A 14399-nucleotide genomic window follows, 5' to 3' on the forward strand; every position below is an offset into this window, starting at 1 on the left:
ATGTGGCACTATATATATATTCAGTTAATAATATAATGTTTGTTTATGATATATATGGGGTGATTTTATGGAAAATAAAAATAAGGCTGTAATTTTAGGTTCAAATTATTATATAGGTTTAAGTACGATTCGTTGTTTAGGTATTCATGGTATATATACTGTAGCTGTAGATTATTCAGATAAGAATAGATATGGTGCAGAATCTAAATATTGTTCAGAAAAGCTTATTGCACCTCACTATAGACAAAATAAAGAAGATTTTATTAGTTTTTTAAAGGATTATGCAAGGAAACAAAGTGCACCTCCTGTACTTATTCCCTGTCATGATTCATATGTTGAGGTTATTGATGAATATTTAGATGAATTAAAAGAATATTATCTTATCCCACAAACTGAAAAGGGATTATACACTAGGGCAATGAATAAAGAAACATTACATCGACTAGCAACAGAAAAAGGAGTTCTTGTACCAGAAACAGTTAGGGTAAATGAGGATAATTTTTTTGAAAAAATAGAAACTATAATTAAATATCCTTGTATAGTTAAGCCTACAGATTCATCATCTTTTGTAGCAAAATTTAGAAGAAAGATATTTAAAGTTAATAATAGGAAAGAATTAGAGGAAGCTTTAGAAAAAGCACATAATGCAGAACTAGAAGTAATTGTGCAAAGAATTATACCAGGCTTTGATGATCATATGCATACATTTGATGCATATTTAAATCAGGATGCAAAGGTAACTCACTGGACAACCTGTCAGAAGTTTCGTCAATATCCTATAAACTTTGGAGCATCTGTTTACACCGGACAAAAGTATATTCCAGAGCTTTATGAAATTGGTGCTAAATTTTTAGAAGATATAGGATATAAGGGATTTGCTGAAATAGAATTTAAAAAAGATGCTGAAACAGGGAAATATTACTTAATAGAAATCAATGTAAGAATTACAAACTTTAATAGTTTATTATATAAAGTTGGACTTAATATTCCATATATAACTTATAGAGAATTAACAGGAGAACCTTTAGAACCTAAAGCTATTACAGAAAATACAAATCGAGTATTTTGGTACCTATATGAAGATTTGTTAGCTATAAGAGACTATATTAAAACTGGACAACTTTCTTTAGGTGATGTAATAAGCTCATTATTTAAGCCTAAGGCTTATGCAATATGGAGTCTAGATGACCCTAAGCCGACTTTTAGCTTTTTTAAAATGATGGCTAGTAAACTATTTAAAAGATAAATAATCTGAGTAAAAGACAGATTATAAGAAGGTAGAAAAGAGGAATAATAAATGGTAAGATTAGAAAATCTGCTTAAATCTATACAGATTAAAAAGTCTTATAATGAAAAAGACTTAAATATTGATGGAATTTCATATCATTCTAAAAAGGTAACTAATGGACACCTGTTTGTTTGTATAAAAGGATATAAAACTGACGGACACAAATATTTGCCTCAAGCTATAGAGAATGGGGCAGTAGCTGCTATTGTTGAAGAGTTTCAAGCGGATATAAGCATTCCTCAATATGTTGTTGAAAATAGTAGGATAGCATTAGCTAGATTAGGTGCAGCTTTTTATAATAATCCATCTAAAAAAATGAAAATGATAGGAATTACTGCTACTAATGGTAAAACAACTACTTCATTTATGACAAATGCCATGTTAGAAAATGAAGGGCTTAAAACAGGATTAATTGGAACTGTATTAATAAAGATGGATGATTATTGTACTCCTGCTGAACTTACAACACCAGAGTCTTTAGATTTACAATATTATTTAAGCCAAATGGTAGACAAGCATGTTTCCCACGTAACTATGGAGGTTTCATCTGCTGCTTTAGAGACTTATCGTGTTGAAGATGTTGATTATGATATTGTTACATTAAATAATATAAGTCGAGAGCATATTGATTCTCATGGTTCTTTTGAAAAATACTTTGAAGCTAAATCTAGTTTAATAAGGAATGCTAGCGAAAAGAGCTTTGCTGTTCTTAACTTAGATTGTCCTTACTCAGCATCGCTTATAAATGAAACAAAGGCTCAAGTTATAACATTTGGTGTTAATAGTAGAGAAGGCCATATTGCTTGTAAAAATTTAGATTTAACTACTGGAAGAGCTAAATTTGTACTAGAAATCTTAAAATCTTTTGAAATAAACGGTACTTCATATGAACCAACAGAATTTGAAGTACAGCTATCAGTACCAGGGCTACATTCTGTATATAACTCTATGGTAGCTATTACAATAGCACTTTTATGTGGAGTATCTATTTCTACAATACAAAAAACATTAAAAACTTTCGCAGGTGTTGAAAGAAGATTCCAGTTTATCTTTGAAGAAGATATTAAAATTATTGATGATCACTTCGCTAATTCTGGAAATATAGATGTTACTTTGGAGACACTAAAGTATATGGATTATGAAAAACTTCATGTTGTTTATGCAATAAGAGGGGAAAGAGGACCTACAGTAAATAGAGAGAATGCTGAAACTATTGTAAAATGGGCATCTAAGCTTGGATTAAATGAAATAACTGCTACTAAGAGTGTATCCCACGTAACTTCTAAGGATAGAGTTACAGATGAAGAACTGCAGGCATTCCAAGAAGTAATGGATAAAGCAAAAATTAAGGTTAACTTATATGATGAGCTACCAGATTCTATATCTCATGCTATTTCTAATGCTAAAACAGGAGATTTAATTTTATTAGCAGGCTGTCAAGGGATGGATTTTGGAGCAGAAATCGCATTAAAGCAACTTGCTGTAATGAAAGATAATTTAAAAGAGGTAAGGTAGGTAAAAATATGAAATATAAGAATTTAGGTGTAATAGGTGGCATGGGACCTAAAGCAACATCAGTATTTTTTGAAAAGATAATTGAAAATACAGATGCAAATAAAGACCAAGATCATATAAATATGATTATACTTAACCATGCTACCCTGCCAGATAGGACTACTGCTATTTTTGAAAATACAGGAGAAGTTTTTTTAGAACATATTAAAGAGGACATAAGGCTACTTGAAATGGCTGGAGTCGATAATATAGCTATACCATGTAATACGGCACATTACTTCTATGATGATATTAAAAATATGACAGATATTAATATAATAAATATGATAGAGGAAACTGCCAAAGATGTATATAACAAATATGGTGAAAAAAGTAAAGTAGGTATACTAGGAACTAAAGGAACTATAAATAGTGGAATATATGAAAAAGCATGTGATAAATATAATATTAAACTACTTGTTCCAAGTGAAAGTGTTCAAGATCAAACTATGAAAATAATATATGATAATGTTAAAGGCGGCTTAACGGAAGATGCTAGTAAACTGGAATCCTTAATAATGGATTTTATAGAAGAAGAGAATTGTAAATGTGTTATTATAGCATGTACTGAGCTATCCAGTATTAACCTAAGTGCTGAAGTTAAAAAGTACTGCATAGATGCTATGGAGATTCTAATTAATAGATCTATAGAGTTATCTGGAAAAAATCTTAAGAAATAAACCGATAGAATATTTTATTGATTTTATAATTAATTTATAAAACCCATCTAAAACCTATATTAAATAGTTTTAGATGGGTTTTATTTATATAGCTAACAAATCAACCTGTTCTAAATTGAATTATATAGAATATTTTATATATAGTGTGACTTCGCTTTGAATTTAGGAATAAATAGAACAAATGGTTCTACTCAAAATCAAAGAAGTCCTTATTTATTAAAATACATATGAGATTATGTATTAAAGCCTACATACTTTCATATGGGTTAAAAAAGAATGGGAGGAATAAAAATGAGTACAACTTTATTGGTAGGGATTAATATCGTTGTAATGGCTGCCATTATTTATGGACTTATGACGATGAAAAAGATGAACTTTTCTTTTACAACTAGGGTACTTTTAGCACTTGCTGTTGGAATAGTATTTGGTGCTATATTACAATTAATCTATGGTGACTCCTCTGAAGTAGTATCTAAATCTAATAGCTGGTTTGCTGTTGTAGGTACAGGGTATGTAAGATTGCTTCGTATGATAGTAATTCCACTTATATTTATATCTATAACTAGTGCTATAGTTAATCAAAAATCTAAAAATTTAGGAAAAATGGCGATTCTAATACTTGCTGTACTTTTAATTACAACTGCTATATCAGCATTTATAGGTGCTGGTACTGCAAAAATTTTCAATTTATCTGCTGAAGGATTACAATCAGGTGAAAGTGAGCAAAGAGCTTCTGAAAGATTAGAAACTAATCTTGAATCATTCCAAGCAAAGCCGATACAAGAGCAAATTGTAGAAATAATACCTATAAATCCATTTTATTCTATGACGGGTCAAGGTAGCTCTGCTACATTATCAGTTGTAGTATTTGCAGCTTTTTTAGCTATAGCTACTTTAGAAATTAGGTATTCTAAACCAGAATCTGCCGAGTTGTTCGCAAACATAATTAAAGCACTGCACGATGTTATTATGCGTATGGTTACTATGGTATTGAGATTAACTCCATATGGAGTATTAGCATTAATGACTCGAATAGTTTCATCTAGTAATTTTAGTGAAATATTGAGATTAGTTCAGTTTGTAATAGCATCTTATGTGGCTCTAATAATTATGTTTGTAATCCATCTAATAATTTTATCAATATTTGGATTAAATCCACTTATCTACCTGAAAAAATCTGCAACTACTTTAATGTTTGCATTTTCTTCAAGATCAAGTGCGGGTACGCTTCCTTTAAACGTAGAAACTCAAATAGATAAGTTAGGTGTGTCTGATGGTCATGCAAACCTATCTGCATCACTTGGAACTAGTATCGGACAAAATGGCTGTGCAGGTATATACCCTGCAATGTTAGCAGTTATGATAGCTCCGACTCTAGGAATCAATCCTATGGCTCCAGCATTTTTAATTAAGCTAATTATTATAACAACTCTAGCTTCATTTGGTATTGCAGGGGTTGGCGGTGGCGCTACATTTGCAGCACTAACAGTTTTTTCAGCCATGGGCTTACCTGTAGGCTTAGTCGGACTTTTAATAGCTATAGAACCACTAATAGATATGGGTAGAACAGCACTTAATGTAAGTGGATCTATGTTATCTGGATTATTATCTAGTAAATTTATGAATGAATTAGACCTAGAAAAATATAATAGTGAAATTAAAGTAGATGCTTAAAATATTGTTTTAAATATATTATTATAATTAATTAAACAGGGGTGATTTACATGAAAATTACTGTTGATAACAAGGCTTTAAAATTTTTAAAGTCTAAAGGAGAAAATACATTAGAAATTTGGATAAAAGGATGCTCAAGCTGAGGCACCGGTGAGCCACAACCATCGGTTTCGATGGGAAAACCTCAAGACATAGATAAGTACTATATGTATAAAGTTGGAGATATAGACGTATATGTAAAGTCTGATGTTAAGGCTAAAGACGATGAAATTAAAGTTAAATATATAAAGATTTTATGGACAGAAAAATTATCTGTTGAAGGGATCTTAATTTAAAATAAATGCCTAGAAAAGATAAATGCTTTTCTAGGCATTTATAGCAATGTAAAAACTACTTACTAAATTCCTAAAAGAGAAAGGGGCAATTAAAATGTCTATGAATTCTATAAATAGCCGTATAAAGGATATATCTCCACTTATAGGGAACACCCCATTACTAGAGATAAAGTTAAAATATAAAAGTGAAGATCGGATTATATTTGCTAAAGCAGAAAATTATAATTTAACGGGCAGCATAAAAGATAGAATGGCTATCCATATACTAAAAAAAGCATATGAATCAGGTACTTTAAAAGAAGGAGATAAAATTGTAGAGGCAACTAGTGGAAATACAGGTATAGCTTTTTCGGCTATTGGGAGTTATTTAGGACATACTGTTTCTATTTTCATGCCAGACTGGATGAGTGCAGAACGAAAAAACTTAATAAGAAGTTATGGTGCAAATATAGAACTAGTAAGTGCTGATCAAGGTGGATTTTTAGGAAGTATTAGGATGACTGAAGAATTAGCTAAAACAAATGATAATGTATTTTTACCTTGTCAGTTTTCTAACAAATATAATTGTAAAGCCCATTACGAAACTACCGGACCAGAAATTGTAAAACAGCTTAGCAAACTTAATCTTAAGGTCGATAGCTTTGTAGCAGGAGTAGGAACAGGAGGAACGATAATGGGAGTAGGAGGCTATTTAAAAGACCAGAATCCTAATGTTAAACTTTACCCACTAGAGCCTGCTAGCTCGCCTACACTAAGTACAGGCTATAAGGTAGGCAAGCATAGAATGCAAGGAATTTCGGATGAGTTTATTCCTTCCATAGTTAAATTAGAAAAGCTAGATGATGTAATAGCTGTAGACGATGGAGACTCCATAATTATGGCACAAAAGTTAGCTGCTAAATTAGGTCTGGGAGTAGGAATATCATCTGGTGGAAATTTTCTAGGGGCTTTAAAAGCTCAAGATATGTTAGGTAAGGATAGTGTAGTTGTAACTATATTTTCTGATGATAGTAAAAAGTATTTAAGCACAGACTTAATGAAAGAAGAACCAGTAAAAGACGATTTTTTATCTCAACATATTGAGTTAGTTAGTGTGAAGGCTTATAAAATGAAGTAATGCAGAAAGTATAATAGGTATAAAAAAGCTAAGAGCCGCTTAAAATCATATTTTAAGCGGCTCTTAGCTGTATTACTATTAATCTATTAAAATATACTTGAAATCATATTATCTTAACAAATTATTTACTATATAACTTCACAATTTCTAGAATAACCTCCATGGCTTTATTCGTAGATTTTACACAAATATATTCATATTTACTGTGGAAGTTATGGCCTAAACTAAACTTCCCCTCATAAGCCTATTGTTTGTGAATTTTAAATATGATAATATAAGAAATTGTTATGTCTATGTTTTTTACTTTATGAAAATAAAGAAAAAATGATTATAAGTTCTTAAAGCAGGAATAAGGTCTAGTGATAGAGCATATATAGGGCTATTTTGCAATTCTATTAGATAGTGCATGTATAAAAATGACAATTTTTTAACAATTTAGAGCTTTTCAAAAAAATATAAGGAGGAATAAATATGTCTTTAAAATCCAAAATATTTATCGGTTTTACTGTTTCTGTTTTATTAATATTTTCAATACTTTCTTATTATACTTCTAGTATGACAACTAAAATTATAATTGAAAGAGAGCAGGAGATGTTGGAAGTATTAAGACAATCTGTTCAGATTCAAATGGAAAAGCAGTTAGAGGCTGCAGAAATAAGTGTTTTAGCATTAGCAAACAATATGGAAGTTAAAAGAAGCTTTGCAGAGAGAAATCGTGAAGGATTAGAAAAAATGCTTGTACCTGCATATAAAAGTATTTCTTCAAAAATTTCTCAAGTACAGTTTCATCTACCTGATTCTACATCTTTTCTTAGATTGCATCAGCCAGAAAAATTTGGGGATAGTTTAAAAGATTTTAGATTTACAGTGAATGAAACAAATGCTAAAAAAGAAATTATTAAAGGTCTTGAAGAAGGTGTTGGTGGCTATGGATTTAGAGCTGTAGTTCCAATGTCTTATGAAGGTGTACATACTGGTAGTGTAGAATATGGTAGTGACTTTGGAATAAATTTTTTAGAAGGATTAAAAAACAATTATTCTGGGGAATACTTTATATATAATCTAGAAACTAATGCAGATTCTAATTCTAATATGTTAGCTTCCACTAGTGAAGATAGCTGGAAAATCGAAAATGACGATCATTTAGAAAGATTAGGCAATGACGAAACATTATATTTAACTACTGAAGATAATAGATACAATGTAATGCTTATTCCTTTTAAAGACTATAGGGATAATGTTCGTGGTTATTTTAAAGTAGTAAATGATAGATCCTCTTTAGTTCAGCAAATAAACGGAATAAAAAGAAATTCTATATTATATACAGTAGGATTATCATCTATAGCACTTGTGATATTCTACTTATTTTTAAATTATTCATTGAAACCTATTAAAGAACTAATAAATGTAACTGAAAAGGTAGCATCTGGAGATTTAACTCAAAAAATTACTGCTAATACAAAGGATGAAATAAGTATACTTGCAAACTCCTTTAATATAATGACATCTAGCCTTAGAGATGTTATTTCTCGTGCTGGAAATGTATCGGAGAATGTAGCTACTATAAGTCAACAGTTATCCGCTTCATCTGAAGAAGTATCCGCTTCGGCTGAAGAAGCTGCAAGCACTATTACTCAAGTGTCAATAGCTGCTCAAAATCAATTTGATTCAATAGAAGTATCAAGAGATGTTATGGATACTATGGTTGAAAATATTAAAAATGTTACTACAAATATAGGTAATATAAATATATCATCTAAAAACACATTAGACTCTGCACAAGAAGGTATATTATCTTCTAAAGATGCTGTAGAAAAAATGAACAACTTAAAAGATTCTACAGAAAAAACAGCAGAGGAAATATTTAAACTTAACGAAAGTTCAAGAGAGATTGAAAAAATTGTAGTTACTATAAGTGATATTGCAGAGCAAACTAATTTATTAGCTCTTAATGCAGCTATTGAAGCTGCAAGGGCTGGCGAGGCAGGAAGAGGCTTTTCTGTAGTAGCTGAAGAAGTAAGGAAACTGGCGGAACAGTCCTCACAGTCTTCTAGACAAATTGCAGAGCTTATATCAAATATTCAATATGAAGTAAATGAAACAGTAAGAGCAATGGAATCTAACAATAAAGAAGTGGAGTATGGAGTAGCTAGCGTAACAGAATCTAGCAATCGGTTTTCAGATATACTCAATGAAATAAATATTATAGTAGGGCAAATAGAAGAAGTTACAACACTGACCCATGGAGTATATACAAATGCTTCAGAAGTTACAGATAGTTTTGATATTATGACAGATCTCTCTCGTGAAACAGTAGATTCTTCCAGCAATGTTGCTGCTAGCTCCCAGGAGCAAACAGCAGCAATGGAGGAAATAGCAAATGCAGCAGCAAGTCTTGCAACCACAGCATCCGAGCTTAGAGATTCCATTTTAATATTTAAATATTAACCAAAACACCACTAGAATATAGGAGGCAAACTAAACGCTTCATTGATACACTAGTGGTGTTTTGTTTTAGAAAAAATTAGCCAATAATTCATATCCTAATATCAGTGGATTTTTATATTTTTATTTGCTATACAACTCCACAATTTTTAGAATGACTTCAACAGCTTTATTCATAGATTCTACACAAATATATTCATATTTACCGTGGAAGTTATGGCCTCCTGTAAAAATATTAGGACAAGGTAGACCCATAAATGAAAGTCTTGCGCCATCGGTACCGCCTCGAATAGCCTTAATAATAGGAGTAACTCCTACCTCCTCCATAGCTAATTTAGCAGTATCTATTATATGCATTACAGGCTCAATTTTTTCTTTCATATTATAGTATTGATCTTTTATTACAACCTCTATAGTATTTTCTCCGTATTTACCATTTAAATAATCGACTGCATTTTGCATTAATGTTTTCTTTTCCTCGAAAGAATCTTTAAAATGATCCCTTATTATGTAGTTAGCCTTAGTTTCTTCCACATCTCCATTTATTGATGTAAGTAAGAAAAAGCCTTCGTAACCTTCAGTATATTGAGGTTTTTGATTTTCAGGTAGCATTGAATTAAGTTCCATAGCTATTTCCATAGAATTGATCATTTTATTTTTAGCTGTTCCAGGGTGAATATTTCTACCATGAATAGTTACTTTAACCCCTGCGGCATTAAAGTTCTCATATTCAAGTTCACCTATTTCTCCACCATCAATTGTATACGCAAAATCTGCACCAAACTTTTTAACATCAAAATGGTCTGCCCCTCTACCAACTTCTTCGTCTGGAGTAAAGGCTACTTTAATGGTCCCATGTTTTACTTCGGGATTATTAACGAAATATTCAACAGCACCCATTATTTCAGCTATACCCGCCTTATTATCTGCGCCAAGGAGAGTTGTGCCATCTGTGGTTATTAAGGTTTTTCCTATATATCTCTTTAAATCTGGAAAGTCTGCTGGAGATAAAACTATATTTTTCTCCCCGTTTAAAATAATATCCTCACCGTTGTAGTCTTCTACCATTTTAGGCGTGACATCTTTACCAGACATATCAGGACTAGTGTCCATATGGGCAATAAAACCTATTGTAGGAACATCTTTGTCCATATTAGATGGTAGAGTTGCCATAACATAACAGTTTTTGTCCACAGATGCATCACTCAGTCCTAGTTCTTTAAGCTCCTTCACTAAAAGATTTGCTAGTTCAAATTGGGTTTCAGTGCTAGGAACATTTTGAGAGTCATGCTCTGATTTTGTATCAATAGTTACATAGTTTAAAAACCTTTTAATCATATTTTCCATATATATCACTCCTTTCTAATCAATATTTTATAATATTTATTAAATAAATGATAGGAAGATTGAATTAAAATATTTATCAGCCCGTGTAAAGCTTATATTGGACAGATTATAGATATTTTTTTATTTCTTCTATTATCTGATTTACGAAGAAGGAATTTCTAAATAAAAAGAGACACCTTCAACTTCATTTTTAACTCTAATATTACCATTAACTAAAGAAATAACACGATGAACAATGGCTAGTCCGAGTCCGACTTCTCCCTGAGGTCCTTTCTGAAATTTACCAAAGATATCATCTATGTTTTCAGCTGAAATGCTTGGTCCATCGTTCCAAATACGAAGGTATGCTAATTTTTCATTAGGATATTCCGAATTTGCTAAAGATATAAGGATTTTACTCTGGGCATAACGGGTTTGATTATCTAATAAATTTTCTAAAACTACTCGCCATTGATCTATATTCCCTTTTACAAAAGTGGGTGAAAGTTTCAAGGTCCAATTTAGCTCACTACGTCGCCAACGAAATCTTTCTACTACATCTTTTATGAGTTGATCCATAGCCACCTGTTCATTGGATGGATTGTGAGTAGCTAAGTAGTCAAGCTTTGTTAAGTAAAGGAGGTTGTTAATAGATTTTTCTAAACGCATTGCCTCTTCTTCAATGGTCCTGACACTAGTTGTTAAATTCCCTTTAGGATATATGCCATCCTGAATTGCCTGTGTATAGCTACGAATCACCATAACAGGCGTTTTAAGCTCATGGGATGTATGTTGTAGGAAGGATTGTTGAGCTTCATCCTGTTTGATAAGTTGATTTCTCAGTTGTTCCATAGACTGACCTAATCTTCCAATTTCATCTTCTCTTTGTAATTGTATAGGTTCCTGCCAATCTCGATTAGCAAGCTTTTTAACTCTCATTTCCAAAGTAACTAAAGGTTTAGATAAATACTTTGCTAACCCTAAAGAAGGCAACCAGCTTAGTATAAAAACTAAACTCATTATAAAAACTAACCTTCTTAAGAGGGTCTGTACTAAATCTTCACGATATGAGTCCCACATGTAGGAAACTAGAAAAATATTTTGATCCAATACTTTCTCTTTAGCAACCACATAAAAAATTTTTTGATCTCCGATTTGTCCACTATATCGTTGAACATCTGATGTTTGATCTTTTATGTGGTCTCTGACCGTATATAAAAATTCTACAGGAAGACGAGATGCAATAACTTCTTGACTATCCTCTATTAGTATAAAATGATTAACTGTTCGGATATCCTGAATTTGTTGCTTTCTATCTGGTAGAATGCCGGTTTTCCATGTTTCTCTGGAAAACTCATTATTAAATCGATTAAGAGTTAAACTTTGTGCACTCTCGATGGTAGCATAAATTTCCCTAGTAAAAAAATCTCGTAGGGTCCAAGGAAACAGTATTGATAATAGTATTGAAATACTTAACATTATAGCTGCAAAAACTAACCAAATCTGCATTGATAATGGAAGGTTTTTCATGACTTCACCATCCTATAGCCATATCCATACATTGTTTCAATACGCAACTTAGACATTTTTTTCCGAAGTCGTCTAACTAGATCGTCTACTACACGGTCAGTTCCAAAATAATCATTACCCCAAATATAAATGAGGAGCTGTTCGCGAGTTAAAGCTTGTCCTTGATTTTTAGTGAAACAAAGAAGGAGATCGAATTCTTTAGAGGTGAGATCTATTACTTCATTTTGGAATATAACTTTCCTGCTTACTTCATCTATACTATATGGAGGAATAGTTTGTGGCTGATATTGATTCGGGTAGACACGCTCTAGAAGTTTTCGAGTTCGAATTACCAGTTCCCGAGGTAGAAACGGCTTAGATAAGTAATCATCACTCCCTAGCTCTAAACCAATAACTCGATCTAAGTCAGCATCTCTTGCAGATATAAAAATGACGGGAATTTGTGGGGAAGTGGCTTTAATTTCACCAATGAGCTGATAACCATCTACATCAGGGAGCATAATATCTAATATCCATAAATCAGGTGGGGAACTAATCTCTTTTCTTGCTTTTTCACCAGTAAAAAAAGAAGAAACATTCCATCCTTCTTTTTTTAAATAAGAAGTAAGAACTAAATTTAAATTACTATCATCTTCTACTAAATAGATTCGAAATGACATAGCATCAACCTCCTTAATTTAGATTATAGCAAAAAGGACGTGAAATTTCACGTCCTTTGAATCTTGCTTGGGAGGTACGTATTTTGTTCTAAGTTTAGATTAAACTACTGATTTCTTTATTAGAAGAGTCTTTTCTTTGTATTTTAACTCGAAAACCTTCAGGTATCAATTCCTTCATTTCTTCATGAAACTGATCCTCAGTAATTTCTCCATTTTCTAGTTTAGTCCTAAGCTCTTGTAATTTTGTCTTAACTTCCTCAGAAATCGCTATTCTTTCATGACGAGATCCCTCTGGCATCAATTCCTTCATCTCTTCGCGGAACTGTTCCTTTGTAATCTCCCCACTATCTAGTTTAGCTTTGAGCTCTTCTAATTTTACTTTAACTTCCTCAGGAATCTCTATTTTTTCAATAAGCTTTTTTTCCACACCTTTAAATTGAGATCTCTCTGGCATCAATTGTTTCATCTCTTCGCGAAACTGTTCCTTAGTAATTTCTCCACTATCTAGTTTAGCTTTCAGTTCTTCTAATTTTATCTTAACTTCTTCAGTAACCTCTATGTTACTATAAAAAACTTCATTTTCATGTGAAGATCTATTGGTAATTACTGTTCTAAGTCCTCCAAACCCTTTTGTATTTTCTGAAACATTTGCATTATTATCAGCAAAAGCAGCTGTAGGAATTAATAGAGTTAGCGAAAGTGTAGCTGGGATAATACTTTTTTTCCAATTCATAAAATCTACTCCCTTCAAATTATTGATGTCTATAAGGTACCTCCTGATTAATAGTATAGGAGAAAACTGTGGAATAATTGTCATGGAATTATGGGAAATTATGAAATGTAGGAGTAACTTATTATAGATAAATATATAAATACCTAGTGTAATTTTTTTATAGAATTTTATATAGATGTTTTTACTGTTATGTTCTAAAATTGATTGTAAAACCATCTAAAACTTATTGATAGGTTATATTGGGTTTTTATTTATATAAGAAACTTAGCTGAGATATGGATTTATTTTGTATTCCCGAATATATTATTTCAAATTCATCATCTTCATCTGCCATACCTAATATATAAAGAAGAGGTAGATAGTGGTCTTTGGTTGGTATAGACAAAGTTTTCATATCTCCATACTTGATAAGCTCTTCGAAATCTTTTCTTTCTAAAGATTGCATTACTTCTCTTTCAAAATCTATAGCCCAATTATAAGGTTCAGAATCCCCACGTAAATCTGCTTTAAATAAGTTATGTACAAGATTGCCACTTCCTAAGACTAGTACACCTTTTTCGCGTAAAAATCTCATAGATTTTCCTAGGTTATAATGATACTCAGCTGGTTGAGCCATATCCAAACTAAGAGCAACTACAGGAATATCTGCCTTTGGATACATAAACTTCATTATAGCCCATACACCATGGTCCAGCCCATAATCCCTAGATGGAACTATGTCCAATTCTTTTAACATGTCCTCAATTTCAGGATATCCGGGACAATCGTATTTAATCTTATATAATTCTTCAGGAAACCCATAAAAATCATAAATTAAATGGGGGTTGCTTGCAGTAGTAATAGCAGTAACTCCATCTGACATCCAATGGGCAGTAATTACTAAAATTGCCTTTGGTTTGGGGAGATTATTCCCAATATTATAAATACTTCGAGTGTAGGGATTGTCAGAGATTATATTCATAGGTGATCCATGACCGATAAATCCAATTGGAAGTTTATTTGACATTTAATTCAGTCCTTTCAAAAGTTTTTAATAGTGTACTCTTTTAAATAAATAT

12 protein-coding genes are annotated in these 14399 nt (G+C 31.7%); 7 read left to right on the plus strand and 5 right to left on the minus strand.

Features of this window, described 5'->3' with window-relative positions; translation table 11 throughout:
* The first annotated feature begins 67 nt into the window (after positions 1-67).
* From KQI88_RS06755 to KQI88_RS06780, 7 genes are all read left to right on the plus strand, one after another.
* A complete protein-coding gene (locus KQI88_RS06755) occupies positions 68-1246 on the plus strand; it encodes a carboxylate--amine ligase (RefSeq protein WP_216415589.1) in 1179 nt (392 codons plus the stop codon).
* A 51-nt stretch (positions 1247-1297) separates the two neighbouring features.
* The gene (locus KQI88_RS06760) at positions 1298-2803 is read left to right on the plus strand and encodes a Mur ligase family protein (protein ID WP_216415590.1); all 1506 of its coding nucleotides are present in this window, start codon (positions 1298-1300) and stop codon (positions 2801-2803) included.
* An 8-nt stretch (positions 2804-2811) separates the two neighbouring features.
* Complete coding sequence (gene cuyB / locus KQI88_RS06765) at positions 2812-3522, plus strand: cysteate racemase (protein WP_216415591.1); 711 nt, start codon at positions 2812-2814, stop codon at positions 3520-3522.
* 291 nt (positions 3523-3813) lie between these two features.
* Entirely contained in the window at positions 3814-5196 is a 1383-nt protein-coding gene (locus tag KQI88_RS06770) for an L-cystine transporter (protein WP_216415592.1), read from the plus strand.
* A 50-nt stretch (positions 5197-5246) separates the two neighbouring features.
* On the plus strand, positions 5247-5531 hold the full coding sequence (locus KQI88_RS18445; protein WP_330656103.1) for a CC/Se motif family (seleno)protein: 285 nt from the start codon (positions 5247-5249) through the stop codon (positions 5529-5531).
* A gap of 94 nt (positions 5532-5625) precedes the next feature.
* On the plus strand, positions 5626-6648 hold the full coding sequence (locus KQI88_RS06775) for a PLP-dependent cysteine synthase family protein (protein WP_330656104.1): 1023 nt from the start codon (positions 5626-5628) through the stop codon (positions 6646-6648).
* A gap of 471 nt (positions 6649-7119) precedes the next feature.
* Positions 7120-9096, plus strand: a complete 1977-nt coding sequence (locus tag KQI88_RS06780) for a methyl-accepting chemotaxis protein (protein ID WP_216415593.1) — start codon at positions 7120-7122, stop codon at positions 9094-9096.
* 120 nt (positions 9097-9216) lie between these two features.
* On the opposite strand, the gene pepT is transcribed toward KQI88_RS06780, so the two are convergent.
* From pepT to ygiD, 5 genes are all read right to left on the minus strand, one after another.
* A complete protein-coding gene (pepT, locus tag KQI88_RS06785) occupies positions 9217-10440 on the minus strand; it encodes a peptidase T (RefSeq protein WP_216415594.1) in 1224 nt (407 codons plus the stop codon).
* Positions 10441-10581: 141 nt separating this feature from the next.
* Positions 10582-11949 carry a sensor histidine kinase gene (locus tag KQI88_RS06790; protein ID WP_216415595.1) on the minus strand — a complete coding sequence of 456 codons (1368 nt, stop codon included), beginning with the start codon at positions 11947-11949 and terminating at the stop codon, positions 10582-10584.
* Positions 11946-12608, minus strand: a complete 663-nt coding sequence (locus KQI88_RS06795) for a response regulator transcription factor (protein ID WP_216415596.1) — start codon at positions 12606-12608, stop codon at positions 11946-11948. The genes KQI88_RS06790 and KQI88_RS06795 overlap by 4 nt, the downstream gene beginning before the upstream one ends.
* A 94-nt stretch (positions 12609-12702) precedes the next feature.
* Positions 12703-13341: an SHOCT domain-containing protein gene (locus tag KQI88_RS06800; protein ID WP_216415597.1), complete on the minus strand. Its 639-nt coding sequence runs from the start codon at positions 13339-13341 to the stop codon at positions 12703-12705.
* A gap of 247 nt (positions 13342-13588) precedes the next feature.
* Positions 13589-14347 (minus strand): 4,5-DOPA-extradiol-dioxygenase, encoded by a 759-nt coding sequence (gene ygiD, locus KQI88_RS06805; protein ID WP_216415598.1) that lies wholly within the window; start codon positions 14345-14347, stop codon positions 13589-13591.
* Positions 14348-14399 lie beyond the last annotated feature (52 nt).

Source organism: Alkaliphilus flagellatus (genome assembly GCF_018919215.1).
In the GTDB taxonomy this organism is placed as follows: Bacteria; Bacillota; Clostridia; order Peptostreptococcales; family Natronincolaceae; genus Alkaliphilus_B; species Alkaliphilus_B flagellatus.